The organism is Geodermatophilus sp. SYSU D00696, from assembly GCF_054050235.1.
In genome coordinates this window covers 97,566-121,960 of sequence record NZ_JBJGYY010000009.1, presented here as the reverse complement: position 1 = coordinate 121,960, position 24,395 = coordinate 97,566, and the positions used below count along the sequence as shown (strand labels likewise).

The window sequence follows — 24,395 nt, the reverse complement described above, 5'->3', positions numbered from 1 at the left end:
ACTGTGCCCGGCGGTTGGGGATAACGGACGGACGTCGGCGCGGCGGACCGGCGTCCTCCCTCACCGCAGCGCGTCCTCCCTCAGCGCGCACCGTGCGGGAGGACCCGCCACGATCAGGTCACCTGATCGTGGCGCCGCCCCCACGGCCGCTGCCCAGCACGCCCAGCGCGCCGGGCACCGCCTCGGCGACCACCGGCAGCGCCGCCACCGGCTCCCCGTCGGCCCAGGCGGTGATCCCGGTCCCGGCCAGCTCCACCCGGGCCGCGCGGTGCACGGTGACCGCCGGGTGCTCGACGTGCGTGCCGGCGGTGAGCTGCGGCCGGGTCCGCACCAGCTCCCGCCGCGACACCGGACCCACCACGGTGACGTCGAGCAGCCCGTCGGCGGGGTCGGCGGCCGGGCACACCCGCATGCCGCCGCCGTACCAGGCGGTGTTGCCGACGGCGACCAGCGTGACCGGCACCGTCCGCGCCGCCCCGTCCAGGGTCAGCACCACCTCGCGGGGCCGCAGCCGGGCCAGCTCGGCGAGGATCGCGACGTCGTAGCGGCGCGGGCCGCGCGGCCAGCGCAGCCGGCCGGCCCGGTCGGTGACCGCGGAGTCGAACCCGCAGCACAGCACCGTGGCCCACCAGCGGCCCCCGGCCCGGCCGGCGTCGACCGGGCGCACCTCTCCCCCGCGCAGGTCGGCGGCGGCCGCGGTGGCGGCGGCCACCGGCTCGGGCGGCACGCCCAGCGCCAGCGCCAGGTCGTTGCCGGTGCCGGCCGGGACGACCGCCAGCGGCGTGCCGGTGCCCGCGACCGCCTGCAGCGCGGCGTGCGCGGCGCCGTCCCCGCCGACGGCCACCACCGCCCCGGTGCCCGCCGCCACGGCCCCGGCGGCGGCCCGCTCGGCGGCGGCCCGGGTGGACGCGTCGAGCACCCGCGGAGCCAGCCCGCCGCGGGTCAGCGCGTCGAGGACCGCGCCGGAGACCAGCCGGGCCCGGCCCCGCCCGGCGGCGGGGCTGACGAGGACGGCGACGTCGATCCTGGTCCCCGCGCCGGTGTCCACCGTGCCTCCCCGCCGGTCGGAGCCGGGCTCTCCCGTGACACGTTCGTGCATCTTCGCAGCTCCAGCCGCCGCGGGCACTGGGACACCCGACCGGTGCGGGTGCATGATGTCGCCGCCCGACCGATCTCGATCAAGACCTCACCGACCGACTTCCCCGCGGACCGGGTGAGTTCCTGCCGCCTATCCCAGGAGGAGTCATGCAGGTCGTCATCGCCGGTGCCGGCATCGCCGGGCTCACGGCGGCTCTCGCCTTCGCCCGTCAGGGGCACCGGGTCGGGCTCGTCGACCGGGACACCACCCCGCCACCCGGGGACGTGGCAGGCGTGGAGGCATGGGAGCGGCGCGGCGTCGCGCAGTTCCACCAGCCGCACGCCTTCCTGGCCCGGCTGTACGGAGAGCTGGCGGCCGCGCTGCCCGACGTCCTCGCGGCGCTGATGGCACGCGGCGCCTGCCCGGTGGACCTGCCCGACAGCCTGACCGCCCTGTGGTGCCGGCGCAGCACGCTCGAGTGGGTGCTGCGCGCCGCGGTGGAGGCCGAGCCGGGAGTGCAGCGGGTCGACGCCGCCGTCCGCGAGGTCGCCGTCGACCGCGGCCGGGCGTGCGGGGTCCGTCTCGCCGACGGCTCCCTGCTGCCCGGCGAGCTCGTCGTCGACGCCACCGGCCGGCGGGGACGGCTCTCCCGTCCCTGGTTGCGCGAGGTGGTCGACGCGCCAGCCGACGAGGTGTACGTCTCCCGCCGCTACCGGCTGAGGCCCGGTGCCGGGTTCGGCACGGTGAACCGGAACGTGATCTCGGTGGCCGAGGGCGACGGCTACGCGCTGCTGGTGTTCCCCCACGACGCCGGCACGTTCTCCGTGTGCTTCACCCGCCTGCCGGACGACCCGGAGCTGGCGCCGCTGCGGGGGCAGGCCGTCTTCGACGCGGCAACGCAGGTGGTGCCCCTGGCCGCGGAGTGGACCGAGCCCGCGCGGGCCGAGGCCGTCTCTCCGGTCATGGTCATGAGTGGCCTGCGCAGCATCTTCCGCACCCTCGACGACACCGCCCCGCTGGGACTGGTTCCCCTCGCCGACGTCGTGTGCACCACCAATCCGCACTTCGGCCGGGGTCTGTCGCTGGCGGTGACGCACGCGCTGCGGCTGGTCAGCGCCGTGGCCGCCGCCCCGGACGACGCCGGCGCGTGGCGGTCGGAGGTCGACTCCTGGGTCGACGGCGAGCTGCGCGCGTGGTTCGACGACGCCCGGATGACCGACGTGGCACGGGCTCAGGCCTGGCGCAACGTGCGCGACGGCCGCCCGCCGATGACCGGCCCGCCGGCCGGGCAGCAGCCGGTTCCCCACCTGCTCGTGCTGGCCGCCGCCGGCGCCGATCCCGTCGTGGGTCGGGCCGTGCTGCGGCACATGCACATGGTCGACCCGCCTGCCGCCCTGACCGCAGTGCGCCCCCGGGTCGCCGAGATGCTGGCCCAGGGCTGGCTGCCCGGACGGCCGGCGCCCCGGGCCGAGCACCGGCGCGACAGTCCGGTCACCGCCGGCGACAGCGGCGTGTTGGGCTCGGGCCTGCCACGGGAGGCCGCCATCGAGCGCCCGGCCGGCCCGCCGCCGGGAGCGCCGGTCGGCCCACCGCGCCGCCTGCTGGTCGAGGCGCTGGCCGCGGTGCCGCCGGACCCCGCCCTCCCCCACTGATCCCCGCAGGCGGAGCGGCCGGCCCGCTGATCCCGCGGCGGACCGGCCGCACGAGCGGTCTGTCCTCAGCGGGAGCGGGCGCCCGGCCGGTCGGCCGGCGCGGCGTCGTCGGCCGCGAGCTCCGCCTGCGAGGTCGGGGTCGCGTCCAGCCGGGAGGGGCGGGCGTCGAGCGGGGAGGCCTCGTCGTCGGACAGGCCGTGGAAGTGCTCGAGCGCGTCGCGCTTGGCCCGCCGCTTGTCCACGACCCGGGCGACCTGGATGGCCAGCTCGAACAGCACCACCATCGGCAGCGCCATGGCCAGCATGGTGAACGGGTCCTGCGTCGGGGTGACGAACGCGGCGAACACGATGGTCAGGAAGAAGATCCAGCGCCGGCTCTTCGCCAGTGCCGCGTGCGACAGGACGCCGACCAGGTTCAGCGCGATCGCGATCAGCGGCAGCTCGAAGCTCAGCCCGAAGGCCACCAGCAGGCTGATCACGAAGCCCAGGTAGTCCGGCGCGGTCAGCTGGAAGGCCACCTCGTCACCGGCGAGCCCGAGCAGCAGCTCCAGCCCCTTGTAGAGGGTCACGTAGGCCAGCACCGCGCCGAGGGCGAACAGCAGCGTGGAGGCGGCGACGAAGGTGACCGCGTAGCGCTTCTCGTTGCGCTTGAGGCCCGGGGTGATGAACGCCCACAACTGCCACAGCCAGAACGGCGAGGACAGCACGGCCCCGGCGATCAGGCCGATCTTCAGGCGCAGCAGCACGCCGCCGAACACGTCGAGCACGACCAGGCGGCAGTTCTCGTCGCCCTGGAAGCGCAGCTCGGCCGGCAGCGAGCAGTAGGGCGCGCTGAGGAAGGTCAGCAGCCCGTGGTCGTACCAGAGGAACCCGACGACGGTGCCCAGCGCCAGCGCCAGCAGCGCCTTGGCGATGCGGTTGCGGAGCTCCGTGAGGTGGGCGACGAGGGACATCGTCGCCTCGGGGTCCCGGGGCGGTCGCCGGCGCCGGCGGCGCGGCAGCCGCGCGGAGGACCCGCTCACGTCCCTGCTCCCGGGTGTGCTCAGCGGGGGTCGGCGACGCCGGGGCGCGCGGCGCGCGCCCGCAGCTCGGCCGCGCGCGCCTCGGCCGCGGCCGCCTCGGCCTCCAGCTGCGCCCGCCGGTCACGGTCGGCGGCGTCGAGCTGGGCCGGGGCCGGCGGCACCACCGCGGCGGCCGCCGGTGCACCCGCCGGGGCGCGGGTGTCGTCGTCCTTCATGCCCTTCATCTCGCCCTTGAAGATGCGCAGCGAGCGGCCCAGCGAGCGCGAGGCGTCGGGCAGCTTCTTGTAGCCGAACAGCAGCAGGACGGCCAGGATGATCAGGCCGATCTCCAGCGGGCCGAGGTTCATGCGTCCTCCAGGTCGAGTGGACGAGGCGATGCTACGCCGCGCGGTGCCCGTCCCCGGCGTGCCGGACGGGCCGGGGACGGGCGTTCAGCAGCCGTTCAGCCGTCGCTGGTGCGGCGTTGGTCCTGCAGCGCCGCCGCCCGGGCCGCGGTGGCCTGCGCCTGCTCGAGGAAGGGCCGCACGTCCTGCTCGGCGCCCTCCAGCTCGCGGGCCAGCCGCCGGCCGGCGCCGAGCAGGCCGTGCACGAGCACGCCGAGCACGACCAGGGACAGCACGACGACGGCGATCCACACGACCCACAGCACGACGACGACCCTAGGACGCGGCGCCCTCGACCCCGTAGCGGGCCAGCGCGGCGCGGGCGTCGGCCGCCACCGCCGCGGCCAGCTCGGCGGGCTCGTCGACGGTGGCCGCGCCGCCCAGGGAGGCCACCAGCCGGCGGGCCCAGGCCAGGTCGGCGGTGCGCAGCGCGACGGCCAGCCCGCCGGGCGGGTCGGTGACCTCGCGGACGTCCTCCACCGGGTAGTACTCGGCCACCCAGCGGGCGGTGCGGGCCAACCGCAGCCGCACCACCGGCGCGTCGGGGGCGGGCTGGTACACCCCGGCGGCGATGTCACGGGGCGCGGCCTGCGGCGGGGGGGCGGCCGGCTCGTCGAGCACCCGGACCTCGTCGATGCGGTCCAGCCGGAACAGCCGCACGCCGGCGACCTCCCGCGACCACGCCTCCAGGTACCAGCGGCCGTCGACCAGGTGCAGCCGCATCGGGTCGACGGTGCGCTCGGTGCGCTCGTCGCGGGTGGGCACGTAGTAGTGCAGGTGCAGCGCCCGCCCCCGCTCGAGCCCCTCCCGGACGACGGCGAGCGCCTGCTCGCGGGCGTCGACCGACAGCGCCACCGGGGTGACCCGCTCGGCGGCGTGCCCGGCGGCGGCCGACACCTTCGCCAGCGCCCGGCCGACCGCGTCCTGCTCGGCCAGCCCGGGCAGCTCCAGCAGGGTGCGCAGCGCGACCACCAGGGCCACCGCCTCGTCGGTGGTCAGCCGCAGCGGCCGCACCATGCCGGCGGTGAAGGTGACCCGCACCCGGTCGCCCTCGAAGGACAGGTCGATGAGGTCACCGGGGCCGTAGCCGGGCAGGCCGCACATCCACAGCAGCTCCAGGTCCCGGCGCAGCTGCCGCTCGGGGACGCCGAAGTCGCGGGCCACCTCCGCCAGCGGCACCCCCTCCGGCCGCGCGGTCAGGTAGGGCACCAGCGACAGCAGCCGGGTCATCCGCTCGTTGGTCGCCGGGCTGCTCACGGCCGGTCCCCCATCGCGGCCAGCCGGGTCAGCCGCTCGACGACCGCCGCCCGTACCTCCGCCGGCGCCTCGACCACCACGTCCGGGCCGAAGGAGGCCAGCTGGTCGGCCAGCCGCCCCGGCTCGGTGGTGCGCAGCTGCAGCCGGTCCTCGCCGTCGTCCCCGGCACCCAGCGGCTGCGCCCAGCGGCGCAGCCCGACCGCGGTGCCCGGCCGGGCGCGGACGACCACCAGGTGCTCCCCACCCCCGCCGGAGCGGTCGGACTGCCGGGCGACCAGGGCGGCGAGGTCGAGGTCGGCCGGCGGCTCGAAGGCGTTGTCCGGGCCGCTCGCCTTCGGCGTGCCGACCACCCGGGAGAGCCGGAACACCCGGGGGGCCTGCCGGTCGAGGTCGAGGCCGACGAGGTACCAGCGGCCGTGCCAGGCCACCACGCCCCACGGCTGCACCCGGCGGCGGGCGGGGGTGTCCTCGTCGGGACGGCGGTAGTCGAAGTGCAGCTCGCGGCGGTCGCGGGCGGCGGCGTAGCAGGGCTCGAAGGCCGGCTCGTCGGAGTCCAGCCGCGGCTGGATGGGCAGCGTCCGCCCGGGGTCGACGTCGAGGCCGGCGGCGCGCAGCTTCACCAGCGCGCTGTGCGCCGCGCCGGCGAGCTGGGCGGACTCCCACAGCCGCAGCGCCAGACCGACGGCGGCGGCCTCCTCGCCGGTCAGGGTGATCTCGGGCAGCTCGTAGTCGGCGCGGGCGATGCGGTAGCCGTCCTCGGTGTCGAAGACGCTGGTGCGGCCGGTCTCCAGCGGCACGCCCATCTCGCGCAGGTCGGCCTTGTCCCGCTCGAACATCCGCTTGAACGCCTCGTCGGCTCGGGCGGTGCCGTCGTCGGGCTCGTAGCCGGGCACGATCGCGCGGATCCGCGCCGCGGTCACGTACTGGCGGGTGCCCAGCAGCGCGATGACCAGGTTGACCAGCCGCTCCGCCCGCTTCGCCGACACGGGCCCAGGCTAGTCAGACCGCGCCGGTCGCACCCGGTCCGGTCCGCGCCCGCCCGGCACGCTGGTTAGCGTGTCCGCGTGGGGGACGAGACGACGGTGCAGGGCAACGGGCAGCGCATCCGCTGGCGACGCGGGCGGGTGACCGCGACCGGGCGCAGCTGGCGCGACGCGGTGGAGCTGACCGTGGAGGTGCCCGGCGACGGCGAGGTGCGGTCGCTGGCGCACCCGTCGCTGGTCGGCGTCCCCGAGGTCGGCGACGAGGTGCTGCTCAACACCACCGCGTGGGCGCAGCGGCTGGGCACCGGCGGCTACGCGCTCGTCGTCGCCGTCCCCGACCGGCTGCCGCCCGACCCGGCCGGCCCCGGGCACCTGGTCAAGGCCCGGTACACGCCGATGCAGGTCAGCGTGCAGGGCGTCGACGAGCAGGACACCGAGCACCACGCCGCGATCGCCGAGGCCGAGGACCTCGGCGGCATGCCGGTCGTCGTCGCCGACCTGCACTCGGCGCTGCCGGCCGCGCTCATCGGCGTGTTCGCCACCGACCCCGACCTCAAGGTCGCCTACGTCATGACCGACGGCGGCGCGCTGGTCGCCGGGTTCTCCCGCACGCTGCACACCCTGGCGCCGTCGCTGACCGGGGTGGTCACCGTCGGGCAGGCCTTCGGCGGGGACCTGGAGGCGGTCACCCTGCACACCGGCCTGCTCGCCGCCCGGCACGTGCTCGGCGCCGACGTCGCGGTGGTCACCCAGGGCCCGGGGAACCTGGGCACCGGCACCCCGTGGGGCTTCTCCGGCGTGGCCGCGGGCGAGGCGTGCAACGCCGTCAGCGTGCTCGGCGGGGAGCCGATCGGCGCCCTGCGGATCTCCGACGCCGACCCGCGCCCGCGCCACCGCGGCGTGTCCCACCACTCGCTGACCGCCTTCGGCCGGGTGGCGCTGGCCGGGGTGACGCTGGTGGCCCCGCGCGGGCTGGGCTCGGAGCTCGGGCAGCAGGTCGAGGAGGACCTGGCCGGGCAGCCCGAGCGCAACCGGGTCGTGTGGGTCGACGTCGACGGGCTCGACGAGGCGCTGCAGCTGTCCCCGGTGACGCTGTCGACGATGGGCCGCGGCTGGCCCGAGGAGCGCGCGTACTTCCTCGCCGCCGCCGCGGCCGGCCGCTACGCCGCCCTGCGGGTGCCGCTGCCCGAGGACGCCTGACCCCCTGTGCACTTCCGCGGAAGTGCACAGGTCACATGCTGGCGATGAGCTTCTCCACCCGCTCGTCGACGCTCTTGAACGGGTCCTTGCACAGCACGGTGCGCTGCGCCTGGTCGTTGAGCTTGAGGTGGACCCAGTCGACGGTGAAGTCGCGCCGCTTCTCCTGCGCCCGGCGGATGAACTCCCCGCGCAGCTTGGCGCGGGTGGTCTGCGGCGGCACGTTCTTCGCCTCGAACACCCGCGGCTCGTGCGCCACCCGCTCGACCTGGCCGGCCCGCTCGAGCAGGTAGTACAGCCCGCGGGTGCGGGAGATGTCGTGGTAGGCGAGGTCCATCTGCGCCACCCGCGGCGAGGACAGCGACAGGTCGCGCTTGGCCCGGTACCGCTCGATGAGCGAGAGCTTGATGGCCCAGTCGATCTCGCGGTCGATGAGCGAGAGGTCGCCGGTGTCGACGGCCTTGATCACCCGCCCCCACAGCTCGAGCATCTGCCGGTGCACCGGGCCGAAGCCCTCCCGGTCGACGAACTCCGCCGCCCGCGAGTGGTACTCGGCCTGGATCTCCAGCGCCGACATCTCCCGGCCGTTGGCCAGGCGGACCTTGCGCCGGCCGGTGGTGTCGTGGCTGATCTCGCGGATGGCCCGGATCGGGTTCTCCAGCGCCATGTCCTTGATCGGCACCCCGGCCTCGACCATCCGCAGCACCAGGTCGGTGATCGTGACCTTGAGCAGCGTCGTCGTCTCGCTCATGTTCGAGTCGCCGACGATGACGTGCAGCCGCCGGTAGCGCTCGGCGTCGGCGTGCGGCTCGTCGCGGGTGTTGATGATCGGCCGCGAGCGGGTGGTGGCCGAGGACACGCCCTCCCAGATGTGCTCGGCGCGCTGGCTGACGCAGTAGATCGCCCCGCGGGGGGTCTGCAGCACCTTGCCCGCGCCCACCACCAGCTGCCGGCTGACCAGGAACGGGATGAGCACGTCGGCCAGCCGGCTGAACTCCCCGTGCCGGCCGACGCAGTAGTTCTCGTGGCAGCCGTAGCTGTTGCCGGCCGAGTCGGTGTTGTTCTTGAACAGGTAGATGTCGCCGGTCACGCCCTCCTCGGCCAGCCGCTGCTCGGCGTCGACCAGCAGGCCCTCGAGGATCCGCTCGCCGGCCTTGTCGTGGACCACGAGCTCGACGAGGTCGTCGCACTCGGCGGTGGCGTACTCGGGGTGGCTGCCGACGTCGAGGTAGAGCCGCGACCCGTTGCGGAGGAACACGTTGGAGCTGCGCCCCCACGACACCACGCGGCGGAACAGGTAGCGCGCGACCTCGTCCGGCGACAGCCGGCGCTGTCCCCGGAACGTGCACGTGACGCCGTACTCGGTCTCGATGCCGAAGATCCGTCGGTCCACGGACCGAGCCTAGGCGCCGGATGCGACTCCGGCCGTTTCCCGCCGCGGCCCGTCGGTCAGGACGCTCCGGACCCGCTGCCGGTACCGCCGTCGGTGCCGCCGCCCTCGCCGTCGGCCGGGTCCTGCTGAGGGCCGCTGCCCTCCCCGGTGCCGGCCGCGCCGCCCGCGGTGTCCGGCGCGGCGGGGTCGCCGAGACCGGCCGGGGTGCCCGGCTGCGGCGCGCTGGGGGTGTGCGCGTGGGTGGCGCCCTCGGTGGCGGCGTCGCCGGTCGCCTTCTCCCCCAGCAGCGACCGCAGGGCGGCGCCCACCACCCGCCGGAACGCCCGCTTGGGCCGCCGCCGGTCGAGGACGGCGACCTCGAGCTGGGTGGCGGCGAGCAGCTCGCCGTGCCCGTTGCCGCTCGACATCGCCGGGCTGACCGCCGACAGCGCGCGGACGCCGACCATCAGCGCCTCCCCCAGCGGCAGGCCCGCCCGGAAGTTCTCCCGCAGGTGGCCGGAGACGGCCTCGGCCTGCCCGCCCATGACGACGAAGTCGGGCTCGTCGACGACCGAGCCGTCGAAGGTCAGCCGGTAGAGCTGGTCGCCCTCGGGGTCGGTGCCGACCTCGGCGACGCACAGCTCCACCTCGTAGGGCTTCATCTGCTCGGTGAAGATCGCGCCGAGGGTCTGCGCGTAGGCGTTGGCGATGACCCGGCCGGTGACGTCGCGCCGGTTGTAGGAGTAGCCGCGGACGTCGGCCAGCCGCACTCCCGCCACCCGCAGGCTCTCGAACTCGCTGTAGCGGCCGACGGCGGCGAAGCCGATCCGGTCGTAGATCTCGCCCACCTTGTGCAGCGTGGAGCTGGGGTTCTCGGCGATGAACAGCACGCCGTCGGCGTAGGTGAGCACGGCGACGCTGCGGCCGCGCGAGATGCCCTTGCGGGCGTACTCCGAGCGGTCCCGCATCAGCTGCTCGGGCGAGGCGTAGTACGGCATGGTCATGGCGGTCAGGCCCCCCGGTCGACGTTCTCGCGGTCGGCGGCGGCCCGCTCGGTGACGATGGTGTCGGCGACCTCGGCGACCTCGGCGTCGGTCAGCCGCACCGCACCCTCGGCGTCGACGCGGTAGACGATCGGGTACAGCCGCCGCACCGGGTCGGGACCGCCGGTGGCGGAGTCGTCGTCGGCGGCGTCGTAGAGCGCCTCGACCACGGTGCGGGTGGCGGTGTCGCCGTCGAGACCCTGCCGCCAGGTCTTCTTCAGCGAGTTCTTGGCGAACAGCGAGCCCGAGCCGACCGCGGCGTAGCCGCGCTCCTCGTAGTTCCCGCCGGTGACGTCGTAGCTGAAGATCCGGCCCGGGATGGCGCCCGGGGCGGCGTCGAGGTCGTAGCCCGCGAACAGCGGGACGACGGCGAGGCCCTGCAGCGCGGCGCCGAGATTGCCGCGGATCATCTGGGCGAGCCGGTTGGCCTTGCCGTCGAGGCTCAGGGTGAGCCCCTCGATCTTCTCGTAGTGCTCGAGCTCGACCTGGTAGAGCCGGACCATCTCGATGGCGATGCCCGCGGCGCCGGCGATGCCGATGACCGACCACGAGTCGGCCGGGTAGACCTTCTCGATGTCGCGGCTGGAGATCAGGTTGCCCATGGTGGCGCGGCGGTCGCCGCCCATGAGCACGCCGTCGGCGTAGGTGACGGCGACGATCGTGGTGCCGTGCGGGGTGAGGTCGCCGGCGTTCACGGTGGGCAGGGGGCGTCGGCCGGGCAGCAGGTCGGGAGCGGTGACGGCGAGGAAGTCGGTGAACGAGGAGCCCACCCGGTCCAGGTAGGCGGGCGGGAAGCCGCTCCGGCCGGTGTGCGACTGGGTCAACCCGTCCACCTCTCCGCCCCTCCCGGGGTCGCTCCTCGACGTGCCGCGGGCGACCCGCGGCGGCTCGTCGCCGACCCTACCGGCGCTGCTGGCGGCCCACCTGCGGCACGGACCGGTCGGGCGGCCGGCGGCGGTGCCCCGTCCGGCCCGGGGACGGTCCGGGTCCGTCGCGGTGCCCGTGCCACCGCCGCCGTCGTGTGCGGAAGTTGGGGATAACGGTCGACCGCCCGCCGACCTCGTGCTCGTAGGGGATCGCCTGCGTACCGGAGCCGGGTTCAGCGGGCTGCCGGCCGCTCCAGGGAGGCGATCAAGGCCGCCACCCGGGCGCGCACCAGGTGGTGCGTGGGACAGCCGGCTCCGCGGCGACGCAGCTCGAGGCCCCCAGGGCGGGGCGACCGTCGCTGCCCCCGTGACACGCGCTGGCGAGGCACCGGCTCGTCGACCGTCCGGCCCTGCGCCGCGCGGTGGCGCTCGACGTACCCGGCGGCGGCCCGCAGCACCACGGGGTCGTCCTTGAACTGACCCAGGTCGCCGTTGCAGTTGAAGCAGAGCAGCTGGCGCACCCGGCCGGTGGCGTGGTCGTGGTCGACGTGCACCGCCGGTTCCACCTCGCAGATGGCACACATGCCGCCCTGTGCGGCGAGCATCGCGTCGGCTTCCTCGGCCGTGATGCCGTAGCGCCGCTTGAGGTGATAGGTCCGCGATCCGCCCACCTTGTCCTTGGAAGCCTTACCGCGGATGTTGTGACAGGGCTTGCAGTAGGTGTACACGCCACTGGGGTTCGCAGTGGTCGTGGGAAAGTCCGAGACGGGCTTGACGGTGTCGCAGTCCGGACACCACTTGGACCCCGACGGCACATCTCGACCCACTGGGAAGCGGCGGCTCGGCGCACCGAGCCGCCGCCGTCGAGATTCCTGGGACCTCGCCCGCGCATGGTCGCGGCAGTAGAACGCCAGGCCGTCCGCTCGGCGCCTGTCGCGGGTGAACTGGTCGACCGGACGGTCGGTGCCGCAGTCAGGACACCATTTCGAGGCGACCATTCAAGCCGCTATTCCGGATAGCCGTGATGGGGTTTCACTGGCCCCCTTTTTGCACATATGAGCGAACGAATTCCTCCGCATTTTCCTCGAGGACGTCGTCGATTTCATCGAGAATGGCGTCGACGTCCTCGGACATCTCCTTGTGCCGCTCGGCGACCTCGGTGTCGACCGACGCCTCGACCTCCTCGGTCTCCTCCCGGGTGCGGGTGGTCCGCTGCTGCCCGCCGGTGTCCCTGGTGGCCATGTGCCCTCCCCTGGTGCACGCCGAGTGCGTGTCCCCGCCGAAACTACCCGCAGGTACCGACATCCAGCCCCCTCAACGGGCGGCGCCCAACCGTTCGAGCAGCGCGTCCCGGATGGCCGGCCGGGAGCCGAACACCAGCAGGAACACCGCCTCCCGCGCCGTCCGCTCGGCGACGCTGCCCGCGCGGGCCGCCCCGCTGCCGCCAACGACCGCCAGCGCGCCGGCGGCTCGGTGGGCCAGGGCGGCGGCCTCGGCCCGGGCGGCGGGCAGGTCCGCCGGACCGGCGGCGTCCAGCCGCGCCCGGACGGCGTCGAGCTCGGCGTCCAGCGACGAGGGACCGACCAGCCGCGTGCAGCGGCGGACCAGGCCGAGGGCCAGCGAGCCGTTGACCCGCAACCCGGCCGCGTCCGCCGCCCGCACCTCGGCCACCGGGGTGGTGCCCAGCAGCCGCCCGGCCGGCACCCGGTGACCGGTCAGCCGCAGCTCCACGGTCGCGCTGGCCTGCACCGCCGCCAGCGACTGCGGCACCGCCTGCAGGGTCGGCCCCTCGACGGCGTCGACGAGTGCGTAGGCCACGTCGTCGCCGTCGCGGGCGGCGACGAGCAGCACGTCGACCAGCCCCCAGCCGGTCACCCACGGCACGGCCCCGTCGAGCACCGGGTCCCCGCCGTCCCACCGCAGGGTGACCGGCGCGGCGTCCGGGCGGGTGGCCGCCTGCAGCGCGATCCCGCCCCGCCGCCGGCCGCGGCACAGGTCGGCCAGCAGGTCCGGGTGCGTCCCGGCGGCGGCCAGCCGGCCGACGGCGCCGTGGTGCTGCAGCCAGACGAACGCGGTCGCGAGGTCGCCGGCCGCGAGTTCCTCGACGACCGCGGCGAGCGTCGCGCCGTCGGCGCCTCCTCCCCCGGCGGCGGGCGGGCCGACCAGCCCGTACAGGCCGGCTCCGGCCAGGGCGTCGAGGTGCCCGCGCGGGAGGACGCCACCGGCGTCGACGGCGGCGGCCGCGGGCGCGAGCAGCTCCTCGGCCAGCCGGCGGGCGACCTCGACCGGGGCGGTCACTCAGCCGCCGGTGATGGTGTCGACCAGCTCCTGCGCGCTCGACGTCGACTCGAACAGCACGCCCACGTGGTCGCGGGTGCCCTTGAGCGGCTCCATCGTCGGGATCCGCACCAGGTTCTCCCGCCCGAGGTCGAAGACCACCGAGTCCCACGACGCCGCGGCCACCTGCGCGGGGAAGCGCCGCAGGCACTCGCCGCGGAAGAACGCCCGGGTGTCGCTGGGCGGGGTCACCATCGCGCGGGTCACCTCCTCGTCGGTGAGCAGCCGCTGCATCGAGCCGCGGGCCACCAGCCGGTGGTAGAGCCCCTTGTCCGGCCGGACGTCGGAGTACTGCAGGTCGACCAGCTGCAGCCGGGAGTCGCCCCAGCCCAGCCCGTCGCGGGACCGGTAGCCCTCGAGCAGGCGCAGCTTGGCCGGCCAGTCGAGCCGGTCGGCCAGCCGCAGCGGGTCGTCGGCGAGGGCGTCGAGGACCTCGGCCCAGCGGCGGAGCACGTCGGCGGTCTGCGCGTCGGCCCCGCCGGTGCGCTCGACGAAGCGGGCGGCCTGGTCGAGGTAGGCGCGCTGGACGTCGACGGCGGTCATCCGCCGGCCGTCGCGCAGCCGGACCAGGTGGGTCAGCGAGGGGTCGTGGCTGACCGCCTGCAGCGTGGCCACCGGCTCCTCCACGGTGAGGTCCTCGGTCAGCGCCCGCGCCTCGATCATCGCCAGCACGAGCGCCGTCGTCCCGACCTTGAGGTAGGTCGCCAGCTCGGCGAGGTTGGCGTCGCCGACGATCACGTGCAGCCGGCGGTACTCGTCGGGGTTGGCGTGCGGCTCGTCGCGGGTGTTGATGATCGGCCGCTTGAGGGTGGTCTCCAGGCCCACCTCGACCTCGAAGAAGTCCGCGCGCGAGGAGATCTGGAAGCCCTGGGTGCGGCCCTCGGTGCCGATGCCGACCCGGCCGGCGCCGGCGAACACCTGCCGGGTGACGAAGAACGGGATCAGCCCGCGGATGATCTCGATGAACGGCGTCCGCCGGTCCATCAGGTAGTTCTCGTGCGCGCCGTAGCTGGCGCCCTTGCCGTCGGTGTTGTTCTTGTACAACTGGATCGGCTGGGTGCCCGGGATGCGCGCGGCCCGGCGGGCGGCCTCGGCCATCACCCGCTCCCCCGCCTTGTCCCACAGCACGACGTCGCGGGGGTTGGTGACCTCCGGCGTGGAGTACTCGGGGTGGGCGTGGTCGACGTAGAGCCGGGCGCCGTTGGTGAGGATGACGTTGGCCATCCCCGAGTCCTCCTCGAGGTCGTTGTGGTCGAGGGCCTGGGCCGGGGAGAGGTCGAACCCGCGGGCGTCGCGCAACGGCGACTCCTCCTCGAAGTCCCACCGCGGCCGGCGGCGGGTCGGCGCGTCGGCCACCGCCCAGGCGTTGACCACCTGGCTGGAGAGGGTGGTCGGGTTGGCCGTGGGCTGCCCGGGCACCGAGATGCCGTACTCGACCTCGGTCCCCATCACCCGCCGAACGCTCATGCGACCGAGACTAGGCCCCGCCGGCGGGCCGCCCTGCGGCGCCGCGGCAGGTCAGGCGCGCACGCTCGTCGTCGTCCGGCCGCCGCCCGCGGGGACCAGGACGCACCGGCCGTAGGGGTACTCCGGCCACTCCGCGGGCGTGTCGGTCCAGACGTCGACGACGTAGCCGGCCGGCACCGCGCCGCCGCCGTAGTCCTCGGCCGCCGCGGTGCAGCTGCCCACGACCGACCGGCGGGTCTCCTCGTCCGGGTGCGGCGCGCCCTCGGGCAGGTCGGCGACCTCGGTGCCGACCGGCTCGGCCTCGTGCGGCTCCGAGCACGGCACCACGGTGTAGTCGGCCACCGACCCGACGAAGCAGGTGCGGTGCCGGGCGGCGTCCTCGCCCTGCAGCACGCCGGCCAGCACGCCGGGCGCGGTCTCGGGCACGAGGTAGCCGTGGAAGACGTCGCAGCGGATCCAGCGCGCGCCGGCGGCCCACTGCTCGGCGTCGGGCAGGTAGGGGGCGAACCAGGCGTAGGGGTCGTCGAGGGCGTCCCCGCCCAGGTACTCGCGGACGACGTCGAGGTCGCACAGGTCGGCCAGGGCGCCGCTGATCGGGCTGTCGGGGTCGTCGAGGTCGGCCTGCGTCGGGCGGGGGGCGTCGTCGGCCAGCCCGCTCTCCCCCACCACGGCCGTCTCGGCGTTGTGGGAGCCCGAGCAGTCGGCCCGGTCGGGTGGGTCCAGCGGCGTGCCCTCCTGGCCCTCGGCGATCGTCCAGCAGGTGCCCACCAGCGGGGGCTGCGCGGGGTCCAGCGAGCCGGGGTCGGCGGGGGGCACGGTCGGCTTGGCCACCTCGAGGGCGGCGTAGGAGGCCGAGCCGTGGACGGTGTCGACGCACCCGGTGACCAGGAGCACGGCGAGCAGCCCACCCGCACCGCACCGGTGTGCACGCCGCATGCTCCTGGCCTTCCCGCCGGGATGACCTGGCCCCTCCACCGGGCCCGGGCATCCCGGCGGGCAACCAGGTAGCACGCGGCGACGAGGGGCGCAACGGCCCCGGGCCGCGGCGCGGTGCCCGGCCATCCCGTGCCGGCGACGGGGTGGCCGGGACCGGCTCAGAGGTACTGGCCGGTGTTGGTGGCCGTGTCGATGGCGCGGCCGGAGTCGTTGCCCTTGCCGCTGATGAGCGTGCGGATGTAGACGATCCGCTCGCCCTTCTTGCCCGAGATCCGCGCCCAGTCGTCGGGGTTGGTGGTGTTGGGCAGGTCCTCGTTCTCCTTGAACTCGTCGACGCAGGCCTGCATCAGGTGGCCGACCCGCAGGCCGCGCGAGCCGGTCTCCAGGCTCTCCTTGATGGCCATCTTCTTGGCCCGGTCGACGATGTTCTGCAGCATCGCCCCGGAGTTGAAGTCCCGGAAGTACAGGACCTCCTTGTCCCCGTTGGCGTAGGTGACCTCGAGGAAGCGGTTCTCCTCGCTCTCGGTGTACATCCGCTCGACGGTGCGCTGGATCATCGCCTGGATGGTCGCCTCGGCGCTGCCGCCGTTCTCGGCGAGGTCGTCGGGGTGGATGGGCAGCGACGGCGTCAGGTACTTGCTGAAGATGTCGCGGGCGGCCTCGGCGTCGGGCCGCTCGATCTTGATCTTCACGTCGAGCCGGCCGGGGCGCAGGATCGCCGGGTCGATCATGTCCTCGCGGTTGGAGGCGCCGATGACGATGACGTTCTCCAGGCCCTCGACGCCGTCGATCTCGCTGAGCAGCTGCGGGACGATCGTGGACTCCACGTCGGAGGACACGCCCGACCCGCGGGTGCGGAAGATCGAGTCCATCTCGTCGAAGAACACGATGACCGGCGTGCCCTCGCTGGCCTTCTCCCGGGCGCGCTGGAACACCAGCCGGATGTGCCGCTCGGTCTCGCCGACGTACTTGTTGAGCAGCTCCGGGCCCTTGATGTTGAGGAAGTAGGACTTGGCCTGCCCCTCCCCCTTCACCGCGGCGACCTTCTTGGCCAGCGAGTTGGCCACCGCCTTGGCGATGAGCGTCTTGCCGCAGCCGGGCGGGCCGTAGAGCAGGATGCCCTTGGGCGGGCGCAGCTCGTACTCGCGGAACAGGTCGGCGTGCAGGAACGGCAGCTCGACGGCGTCGCGGATCTGCTCGATCTGCCGGGCCAGGCCACCGATGTCGGAGTAGTCGATGTCGGGGACCTCCTCGAGGACGAGCTCCTCGACCTCGCTCTTGGGGATCCGCTCGTAGACGTAGCCCGACCGGGACTCCAGCAGCAGCGAGTCACCGACCCGCAGCGGCTGGTCGGTCAGGGAGTCGGCGAGGAAGACCACGCGCTCCTCGTCGGTGTGGCCGATGACCAGCGCGCGCTGGGTGACGCCGTCGAGGGGCTCGAGCAGCTCCTTGAGCATGACGACGTCGCCCTGCTTCTCGAAGCCGAGCGCCTCGACGACGTTCATCGCCTCGTTGAGCATGACCTCCTGGCCGGGGCGCAGCGCCTCCCCCTCGACCGCCGGGGAGACCGACACCCGCAGCTTGCGGCCGCCGGTGAAGACGTCGACGGTGCCGTCGTCGTGCCGGCCGAGGAAGACGCCGTAGCCCGACGGCGGCTGGCCGAGCCGGTCGACCTCCTCCTTGAGCGTGACCAGCTGCTCGCGGGCGTCGCGCAGCGTGCCGGCCAGCTTGTCGTTGCGCTCGGAGAGGAAGGCCGCGCGGCCCTCCGCCTCGGCGATCCGCTCCTCCAGCACCCGCACCTGGCGCGGGCTCTCGGACACCTTGCGGCGCAGCAGGCCGATCTCCTCCTCGAGGTAGGAGATCTGGGCGAGCAGGGCGGAGACGTCACGCTCGCGCCGCGCTCGGAACTCGTCGGGACCATCGCCATGGCCGGGGCCCATCGCGCACCTCCGCACACATCAGGGGGAGCCAGGAGGCAAATCTATACACGCCGACCGACACCCTGCCCGGGGCTCGCGCGGGAGGTGACGCGCCTGAGCGGCCCCGGTGCAGGGGCCCGCCCCGAGCCTGCGAGGGGTGGGGGGCACCGGGGTCCTTCTACTTCTGCGGACGGCGCTGGCGCACCGGGGCGACGACGCCCTCGGCCAGCCGGCGGGCGGTCACCAGGAACGCGGTGTGGGCGACCATGCGGTGCTCGGGACGCACCGCGAGGCCGACGGCGTGCCAGGGGCGCACCAGCGACTCCCAGGCGTAGGGCTCGGTCCAGCAGCCCTGGGCGCGCAGCGCCTCGACGTAGGTCGACAGCTGGGTGACCGTGGCCACGTAGCCGACGAGCACGCCGCCGGGGCGCAGCGCCGCGGCGACGGTGGGCAGCACCGCCCAGGGCTCGAGCATGTCGAGCACGACCCGGTCGACGACCTCCTCGGCGGGGTGGCCGGCGAGGTCGCCCAGCCGCAGGTCCCAGGTGTCCGGCACCCCGCCGAAGAAGGCGCCGACGTTGCCGCGGGCGACGTCGGCGAAGTCCTCCCGCCGCTCGTAGCTGGTCACCCGGCCGTGCTCGCCGACGGCGCGCAGCAGCGAGCAGGTCAGCGCCCCCGACCCCGCGCCGGCCTCCAGCACCCGCATGCCGGGGCCGATGTCGCCGCTGCCGACGATCTGCGCGGCGTCCTTGGGGTAGATGACCTGGGCCCCGCGCGGCATGGACAGCACGAAGTCGGCCAGCAACGGCCGCAGCGCCAGGTAGCCGGTGTTGGCGGTGGAGTGCACGACCGAGCCCTCGGGGGCGCCGATGAGGTCGTCGTGGGCGATGGCGCCGCGGTGGGTGTGGAACTGCCTGCCCGGTTCGAGGACGACGGTGTGCAGCCGGCCCTTCGGGTCGGTGAGCTGCACCCGGTCGCCGGCGGCGAAGGCGCCCGGCACCGGCGAGGGAGCCTCCTGCCCCCCGCCGCTCCCGGGAGCGCGCTCGGGGACCGGGTCGGAGGCGGGCGCGGGCGCGGCGCTCGCCGCGGTCTGGCTGGGCTCGGGCTGCGGGTCCACGGGCGGCCAGCCTAGGCGAGCGGCCGGACGGGTCCGTCCGGCGCGGGCACTCGGAACTGTCGGAGGAGCGACCTAGCCTCGAACCCATGACGGCAGTCGTCTTCCCCGACACGGCACCCGGTGACGGTGAGCAGTCCCCCGGAGGGACCGCGCCGCGCCGGCCGTCGCTGTCGCCCAGCCGTGCGGCGGACTTCAAGACCTGCCCGCTGCTCTACCGCTTCCGCACCATCGACCGGCTGCCCGAGAAGCGCAGCGCGGCGGCGGTGCGCGGCACCCTGGTGCACGCCGTCCTCGAGCGGCTCTACGACCTGCCGCAGGCCCAGCGCACCGTCGAGGCCGCCCGCGAGCTGGTCGGCCCGGCGTGGGAGGAGCTGCGCGCCGACCCGGAGGTCGCGGCGCTGTTCGCCCCGGGCGAGGACGGCGGGCAGCCGCCGTCGCTGGAGGCGTGGCTGGAGTCGGCCGGCAAGCTGGTCGAGACCTACTTCCGGCTGGAGGACCCGACCCGCATCCAGCCCGAGGGCCGCGAGCAGCTGGTCGAGGTCACCCTGCCCGACGGGCTGCTGCTGCGCGGCTACGTCGACCGGCTCGACGTCGCCCGCAACGGCGCGCTGCGGGTGGTCGACTACAAGACCGGCTCGATGCCGCGGGAGGCGTTCGAGGCCAAGGCGCTGTTCCAGATGAAGTTCTACGCGCTGGTGCTGTGGCGCACCCGCGGCGTGGTGGCCAGCCAGCTCAAGCTCATCTACCTCGGCGACGGCGAGGCCCTCACCTACGCCCCCGACGAGGGCGAGCTGGTGCGCTTCGAGCGCACGCTGCTGGCGATCTGGGCGGCGATCGAGCGGGCGGTGGCCACCGGCGACTTCCGGCCCAACCGCACCCGTCTGTGCGACTGGTGCGACCACCAGGCGCTGTGCCCCTCCTTCGGCGGCACTCCCCCGCCCTTCCCCGCCGAGGCGGCGGCCGCGGCCGGGTGGGCGACGCTGCCGGTCGTCGAGCGCGACTGACGGCGAGCCCCTCACCGCTCGCGAGCCCACGCGCGGTGGCCGTCCGCCGGTGCCGTTCCCGGTCGGTGCCCTCCTGGTCGGTGCCGCCCACGGCCGTGTCCGTGGCAGGGTTGGGGATAACGGTACGAACAGCGGAACGCGCCCGGTCCCGTTGACCGGCGCGGTGCCCGGCACCAGCGTCGGGCCCGCCACCGTCCCCGACCCCGGGGGGCCCGCATGCGGGGATACCGGGCCGAGCGCGCCTTCGACGGCGAGCGGCTGCTGCCCGGCGGTGCGCTGGTGCTCGTCGAGGACGGCCGCATCGCCGGCGTCGAGCCCGCGTGGGCCGCCGCACCCGACGGCACCGAGGTGACCGCCCTGCCGGGGACGACGCTGCTGCCCGGGCTGGTCGACACGCACGTGCACCTCTGCGGCGACGCCGGCCCGCGGGCGCTGAACCAGCTGCCGGAGCTGACCCCCGACCAGGTCGACGCGATCGTGGCGAGGAGCCTGCAGCAGCACCTGGCCGCCGGGGTGACCACGGTGCGCGACCTGGGCGACGTCGACTGGGCCGTCGTCGAGCGGGCGCCGCGCACCGGGCCCACCGTGGTCGCGGCCGGGCCCCCGATCACCTCACCGGGCGGGCACTGCTGGGCGATGGGCGGTCAGGCCCGCGGCGTCGAGGCGCTGCGGGCCGCGGTGCGGGAGCGCGCCGGGCGCGGTGCCGGGGTGGTGAAGCTGATGGCCAGCGGCGGGCTGCTCACGCCGGGCACCGACGCGACCGCCTGCCAGTTCACCGACGCCGAGGTGCGGGCGGTGGTCGACGAGGCGCACCGGCTCGGCCTCCCGGTGACCGCGCACGCCTACCCGCTGGCCGCCATCCGGCAGGTGGTGGCCGCCGGCGTCGACGGCATCGAGCACGCCCTGTGCCTGGACGGCGCCGGCTGGGGGATCCCACCGGACCTCACCGCGGACCTCGCCCGCGCGGGCACCGCCGTGTGCCCCACGCTGGGCATCACGCCGGGCAGCCTGCCCGCGCCACCCGCCCGGGAGCTCTTCACCCGCCTCGGGCTCACCCAGGAGGCCCGCGCGGCGCAGTGCGCCCGGCTGCACGGGGCCGGCGTGACGCTGGTCAGCGGGGTCGACGCCGGCATCACGCCGGGCAAGCCGCACGGGATCCTCGCGCGGGCCGTCGCCGCGCTCGCCGGCGGCGGGCTGCCGGCGGTGGCGGCGCTGGCGACGGCGACCTCCGCGGCGGCCCGGGCCTGCGGCCTGGGCGGGCGCACCGGACGGCTCGCACCGGGCCTGGACGCCGACCTGCTGCTGGTCCACGGCGACCCCACCGCCGACCCGCTCGCGCTCGAGCGGGTCGCGCTGGTCGTCTCCCGCGGCCGCGAGGTGGTGCCGGCGGCCTGACCTCAGCCGCGCGGGGCCGCCGGCTGCCGGTCGAGCACCAGCCCCTCGAGGTCGGCGACACCCACGCCGGCCAGCGTGTCCCGCAGCACCAGGCCCGGCGCGGGCGCCAGCGGCTGCAGCGACGGGACCCCGAGCACGGCGCAGCCGGCGGCCAGGCCCGCGGCGACCCCGCACGCGGAGTCCTCGACGACCACGCAGCCGGCGGGGTCGACGCCGAGCGCCGCGGCGGCCTGCAGGTAGGGCGCCGGGTCGGGCTTGCGGGCGGGCACCTCGTCACCGCAGACGGTCAGGTCGAAGGGCGGCACGTCGAGATCGCGGACCAGCTGCGCGATGACCAGGTCGGCGAGGCGGCGCGGCGTCGTCGTCACCAGGGCGGTGGGCAGGGCCGCCGCGCGGACCTCCCGGAGCAGCTCACGGGCACCGGGGCGCCAGGACACCTCCGCCGCCAGCAGCCCGGCGACGACGTCCTCGACCCAGGCGGCGTCGGCCTGCCACCGGGCCGCGCGGTCGAGGCCGAGGTCGGCGTACACCAGCTCCATCGAGGTGCGCATGCTGGTGCCGACAATGGCCTCGCGGGCGGTGGGGCTCAGCTCACCGCCCAGGCGGCGGGCGAGGGCGAACAGCGCCGTCCCCCAGTGCTGCTCGGTCTCCACGAGCGTGCCGTCCATGTCGAACAGGACGGCGGCGAGGTCGTCGGGCATGCGATCGGCGGTTCCCTCGGTCGGGCGGCTCCCGGCTGCCCGGCGGGCACGCAGCGGGAACGGTCTCGGACACGGTCACGGCCACGCCGCGCGCGCCGCGGGCCCGTCGTCGGGCCCGGTGCCGGCGGGCACGCGGTGGATGGCCACCGGTCCCCAGTGTCCCAGCCGGCCGCGCCCCCCGCGCCGCCGGCGACCCCACGTGAGACGAGGCTCGCACCGGCCGGTCAGGGACGTGGCCCGGCGGGCGGCGGTGCCGCGGGGCGGGCGTCCGCGACGGCCTCGTCCACGATCGCGAACACCGCGGGGCGCTCGCGCTCGGCCAGGGCCCGGCGCAGGACGTCGCGCACCTGCCCGACGGGGTGCACGACGGCCAGGGCCACGCCGGCGCGGGCCAGGTCCTCGTGCAGCTGGTGCAGCACGTCGGCGCCGGTGACGTCGAGCCACGGCGTGGTCTGCCCGTCGAAGACGACCCGCCGCACGCCGGGTCCCGGCAGTGCCCGCACGGCGGCGCGGACGTGGTCGGCGTTGGCGAAGAACAACCCGGACTCCAGCCGGAACACGACGGCGCCGGGGACCTGCTCGGCCCCGGGGTGGCGCTCGAGGTCGACCCACAGCCCGCCGTCGGCGCCGGCCGTGCGGCCCAGGCGGGTCACCCGCGGCCGGGAGGACCGGGCCAGCACCAGCAGCAGGGAGGTGCCCACCCCGATGCACAACCCCGGCAGGGTGCCGAACACCAGCACGCCCAGGAGGGCGGCGAGGGCGGCGGCGAGGTCGGCCCGGGCGGTCAGCCACCGCAGCCTCCCGGCGCGGCTGCCGGTCCACACGCGGGCGAGCCGGCGCAGGGCGGGGACGTCGACCAGGTCGACGACGGCGGCGATGACGACGGCGGCCAGCGTCGCCTCGGGCAGCTGCTCGAACAGCCCGGTGAGGAACAGCAGGGTCAGCACGGCCAGCACCGCGCAGGTGACGCCGGACAGCTGGCTGCGGGCGCCGGCGGCGCCGTTGACCGCGGTCTTGGACAGGCTGCCGTTGACCACCATCCCGGAGGCCAGCCCGGCGCCCACGTTGGCCGCGCCCAGGCCGAGCAGCTCGCGGTCGGCGTCGATCTCGTAGCCGCGCCGGGCGGCGTAGGCCTTGGCCGCGCCCAGCCCCTCGGCGAAGCCGACCAGCAGGACGCCGAGGGCGGGGCCGACGAGGTCGACGTGGTCCCGCAGGTCCAGGCCGGCCGGCAGCCCGAGCTGCGGCAGGCCCGGGGTGATGGCACCGACCACCTCGACGCCGCGGTCGGGCAGGTCGGTGACGGTCATGAGCAGCACGCCGGCCAGGACGACGACCAGGGACGCCGGCACGCGGGGCAGCCAGTGGCGCAGCGCGAGGACGGCGGCCAGGCTGCCGGCCCCCACCAGCAGGGTCGGCAGGTGCACGTCCCCGAGACCGGTCACGACGCCGGCCAGCTTCGCGACGAACTCGCCGGAGGGGGCCTCGATGCCGACCAGGGCGGGGACCTGGCCGACGATGATCGTGAGGGCCAGGCCGACGATGAACCCCTTGAGCACCGGCTCGCTGACCAGCGTGGCCACGAAGCCCAGCCGCAGCAGACCGGCGACCACCCCGAGCAGGCCGACGACCAGTGCGAGCGCGGTGGTCAGCGCGACGAAGGCCTCCCCGGCGGGATCGGTGTAGGCGGCCACGACGCCGGCGGACAGCGCGGCGGTGGCCGACATCGGGCCGACGACCAGGTGCCGGCTGCTGCCGAGGAGGGCGTAGAGCAGCAGCGCGGGCACCGCGGCGTAGAGACCGACGACCGGGGGGACGCCGGCGATGGTGGCGTAGGCGAAGGACTCCGGCACGAGCACCGCCCAGACGGTGAGGCCGGCGGCGAGGTCGGCGCCCAGCCAGCGCCGCTGGTACCCGGCCAGCGAGGCCGGCACCAGCGGCCGCCACCACCGGGCTCCCGGCGCCTCACGCCGTGACACCGGCGATCCCGTGCCCGGCCACCACCGCGCCCATGACGGTGAACACGGTGCCGGTGATGACCGCGTTCTCCTGCACCAGCCAGGCGTGCAGCGCGTCCAGCGGCTTGGTCATCCGCTCGGCCGCCGCCGCGTGGGCGAGGACCGGCACGGCGACGGTCGAGGCGGCGAGGACGGCGAACAGGGCCACGGCCACCACCGCCCCACCGGTTGCCAGCCCGGCGGAGCCGACCGTGGCCCCGGCGGCCAGACACAGCCCGAGGTTCTTGGGGTTGAGCGCCGAGAGGGCGACGCCCAGGGCCGCGGCCCGGCCGGCGGTCACCCGGTCGAGGGCGGCCATCCAGCCGGGCAGGGCCGGCGCGGCCCCGGCGTGCGGGCGCGCGCGGAACTGGCCGATCCCACCGGCCAGGAGCAGGGCGCCGAGCACGACCTGGACCCAGGCGACCACCGGCGACGGCCCGCCCTCGGCGGGTGCGACGACCCCGCCCAGCAGCACGAACAGCGACGTGACGGCGACGATGCCGCCCACCCAGCCGAGCAGGAAACCGGCCGCGGCGCCGCCGGCGTGCGAGGACAGCAACAGCAGGACGACGGCGATGACCGGCACCGGGCTGACGGCCACCCCCACCGCGTAGGGCAGCACCTGCCCGAGGACCTCGCCCACGCTCGGCCACCTCCCTCGGGGCGTGGCGT

The 24,395-nt window shown here is 75.5% G+C and carries 23 protein-coding genes; 4 read left to right on the top strand and 19 right to left on the bottom strand.

The genetic code is table 11. The annotated features are described in order from the left end of the window. Positions 1-118 precede the first annotated feature (118 nt). On the bottom strand, positions 119-1,048 hold the full coding sequence (locus ACI79O_RS08260) for a diacylglycerol kinase family protein (protein WP_456913824.1): 930 nt from the start codon (positions 1,046-1,048) through the stop codon (positions 119-121). A 197-nt stretch (positions 1,049-1,245) separates the two neighbouring features. On the opposite strand from ACI79O_RS08260, the gene ACI79O_RS08255 reads away from it, so the two are divergent. Beyond that, a complete protein-coding gene (locus tag ACI79O_RS08255; protein ID WP_456913823.1) occupies positions 1,246-2,730 on the top strand; it encodes a tryptophan 7-halogenase in 1,485 nt (494 codons plus the stop codon). Between the two features lie 65 nt (positions 2,731-2,795). Here ACI79O_RS08255 and tatC read toward each other — a convergent pair whose 3' ends face one another. The 5 genes from tatC to ACI79O_RS08230 form a co-directional block, all read right to left on the bottom strand. Continuing rightward, complete coding sequence (tatC, locus tag ACI79O_RS08250) at positions 2,796-3,752, bottom strand: twin-arginine translocase subunit TatC (protein ID WP_456889875.1); 957 nt, start codon at positions 3,750-3,752, stop codon at positions 2,796-2,798. Between the two features lie 20 nt (positions 3,753-3,772). Then, on the bottom strand, positions 3,773-4,099 hold the full coding sequence (gene tatA, locus ACI79O_RS08245; protein ID WP_456889877.1) for a Sec-independent protein translocase subunit TatA: 327 nt from the start codon (positions 4,097-4,099) through the stop codon (positions 3,773-3,775). A gap of 95 nt (positions 4,100-4,194) precedes the next feature. Further along, positions 4,195-4,401, bottom strand: coding sequence for a hypothetical protein (locus tag ACI79O_RS08240; RefSeq protein WP_456889879.1), 207 nt, complete (start codon positions 4,399-4,401; stop codon positions 4,195-4,197). A 10-nt stretch (positions 4,402-4,411) separates the two neighbouring features. Next, positions 4,412-5,392 (bottom strand): helix-turn-helix transcriptional regulator, encoded by a 981-nt coding sequence (locus ACI79O_RS08235; RefSeq protein WP_456889881.1) that lies wholly within the window; start codon positions 5,390-5,392, stop codon positions 4,412-4,414. Continuing rightward, the gene (locus ACI79O_RS08230; protein WP_456889883.1) at positions 5,389-6,378 is read right to left on the bottom strand and encodes a helix-turn-helix transcriptional regulator; all 990 of its coding nucleotides are present in this window, start codon (positions 6,376-6,378) and stop codon (positions 5,389-5,391) included. The genes ACI79O_RS08235 and ACI79O_RS08230 overlap by 4 nt, the downstream gene beginning before the upstream one ends. A gap of 78 nt (positions 6,379-6,456) precedes the next feature. Between ACI79O_RS08230 and ACI79O_RS08225 the strand changes: the two genes are divergently transcribed. Continuing rightward, positions 6,457-7,575 carry a DUF3866 family protein gene (locus ACI79O_RS08225; protein WP_456889885.1) on the top strand — a complete coding sequence of 373 codons (1,119 nt, stop codon included), beginning with the start codon at positions 6,457-6,459 and terminating at the stop codon, positions 7,573-7,575. 31 nt (positions 7,576-7,606) lie between these two features. Here ACI79O_RS08225 and pafA read toward each other — a convergent pair whose 3' ends face one another. The 10 genes from pafA to ACI79O_RS08175 all read right to left on the bottom strand — a co-directional run bounded on the left by pafA (position 7,607) and on the right by ACI79O_RS08175 (position 18,629). Further along, complete coding sequence (gene pafA, locus ACI79O_RS08220) at positions 7,607-8,965, bottom strand: Pup--protein ligase (protein ID WP_456873268.1); 1,359 nt, start codon at positions 8,963-8,965, stop codon at positions 7,607-7,609. A 56-nt stretch (positions 8,966-9,021) separates the two neighbouring features. After that, complete coding sequence (gene prcA, locus ACI79O_RS08215; protein ID WP_456889887.1) at positions 9,022-9,948, bottom strand: proteasome subunit alpha; 927 nt, start codon at positions 9,946-9,948, stop codon at positions 9,022-9,024. Positions 9,949-9,953: 5 nt separating this feature from the next. Beyond that, positions 9,954-10,811 (bottom strand): proteasome subunit beta, encoded by an 858-nt coding sequence (gene prcB / locus ACI79O_RS08210; protein ID WP_456873270.1) that lies wholly within the window; start codon positions 10,809-10,811, stop codon positions 9,954-9,956. Positions 10,812-11,086: 275 nt separating this feature from the next. Then, the gene (locus tag ACI79O_RS08205; protein WP_456913822.1) at positions 11,087-11,581 is read right to left on the bottom strand and encodes an endonuclease VII domain-containing protein; all 495 of its coding nucleotides are present in this window, start codon (positions 11,579-11,581) and stop codon (positions 11,087-11,089) included. Positions 11,582-11,885: 304 nt separating this feature from the next. Then, positions 11,886-12,095 (bottom strand): ubiquitin-like protein Pup, encoded by a 210-nt coding sequence (locus tag ACI79O_RS08200; RefSeq protein WP_456889891.1) that lies wholly within the window; start codon positions 12,093-12,095, stop codon positions 11,886-11,888. A 72-nt stretch (positions 12,096-12,167) separates the two neighbouring features. Next, complete coding sequence (locus tag ACI79O_RS08195; RefSeq protein WP_456913821.1) at positions 12,168-13,151, bottom strand: acyl-CoA dehydrogenase family protein; 984 nt, start codon at positions 13,149-13,151, stop codon at positions 12,168-12,170. Beyond that, entirely contained in the window at positions 13,152-14,657 is a 1,506-nt protein-coding gene (dop, locus tag ACI79O_RS08190) for a depupylase/deamidase Dop (RefSeq protein WP_456913820.1), read from the bottom strand. A gap of 51 nt (positions 14,658-14,708) precedes the next feature. After that, complete coding sequence (locus tag ACI79O_RS08185) at positions 14,709-15,593, bottom strand: septum formation family protein (protein WP_456913819.1); 885 nt, start codon at positions 15,591-15,593, stop codon at positions 14,709-14,711. Between the two features lie 158 nt (positions 15,594-15,751). Then, a complete protein-coding gene (gene arc, locus ACI79O_RS08180) occupies positions 15,752-17,533 on the bottom strand; it encodes a proteasome ATPase (protein WP_456873276.1) in 1,782 nt (593 codons plus the stop codon). A 157-nt stretch (positions 17,534-17,690) separates the two neighbouring features. Beyond that, positions 17,691-18,629 carry a tRNA (adenine-N1)-methyltransferase gene (locus tag ACI79O_RS08175; RefSeq protein ID WP_456913818.1) on the bottom strand — a complete coding sequence of 313 codons (939 nt, stop codon included), beginning with the start codon at positions 18,627-18,629 and terminating at the stop codon, positions 17,691-17,693. Positions 18,630-18,715: 86 nt separating this feature from the next. Here ACI79O_RS08175 and ACI79O_RS08170 point away from each other — a divergent pair, with 86 nt between their 5' ends. Together ACI79O_RS08170 and ACI79O_RS08165 are read left to right on the top strand one after the other, a co-directional pair. Continuing rightward, positions 18,716-19,633 (top strand): RecB family exonuclease, encoded by a 918-nt coding sequence (locus ACI79O_RS08170; RefSeq protein WP_456913817.1) that lies wholly within the window; start codon positions 18,716-18,718, stop codon positions 19,631-19,633. A 216-nt stretch (positions 19,634-19,849) separates the two neighbouring features. Then, on the top strand, positions 19,850-21,028 hold the full coding sequence (locus ACI79O_RS08165; RefSeq protein WP_456913816.1) for an amidohydrolase family protein: 1,179 nt from the start codon (positions 19,850-19,852) through the stop codon (positions 21,026-21,028). Between the two features lie 2 nt (positions 21,029-21,030). Here the strand turns inward: ACI79O_RS08165 and ACI79O_RS08160 are convergent, their stop codons facing one another. From ACI79O_RS08160 to ACI79O_RS08150, 3 genes are all read right to left on the bottom strand, one after another. Beyond that, entirely contained in the window at positions 21,031-21,729 is a 699-nt protein-coding gene (locus tag ACI79O_RS08160; RefSeq protein WP_456913815.1) for an HAD family hydrolase, read from the bottom strand. 224 nt (positions 21,730-21,953) lie between these two features. Continuing rightward, positions 21,954-23,705, bottom strand: coding sequence for a SulP family inorganic anion transporter (locus ACI79O_RS08155; RefSeq protein ID WP_456913813.1), 1,752 nt, complete (start codon positions 23,703-23,705; stop codon positions 21,954-21,956). Continuing rightward, positions 23,692-24,366, bottom strand: coding sequence for a GAP family protein (locus ACI79O_RS08150; protein WP_456913811.1), 675 nt, complete (start codon positions 24,364-24,366; stop codon positions 23,692-23,694). Before ACI79O_RS08150 ends, ACI79O_RS08155 begins: the two co-directional genes overlap by 14 nt. Positions 24,367-24,395 lie beyond the last annotated feature (29 nt).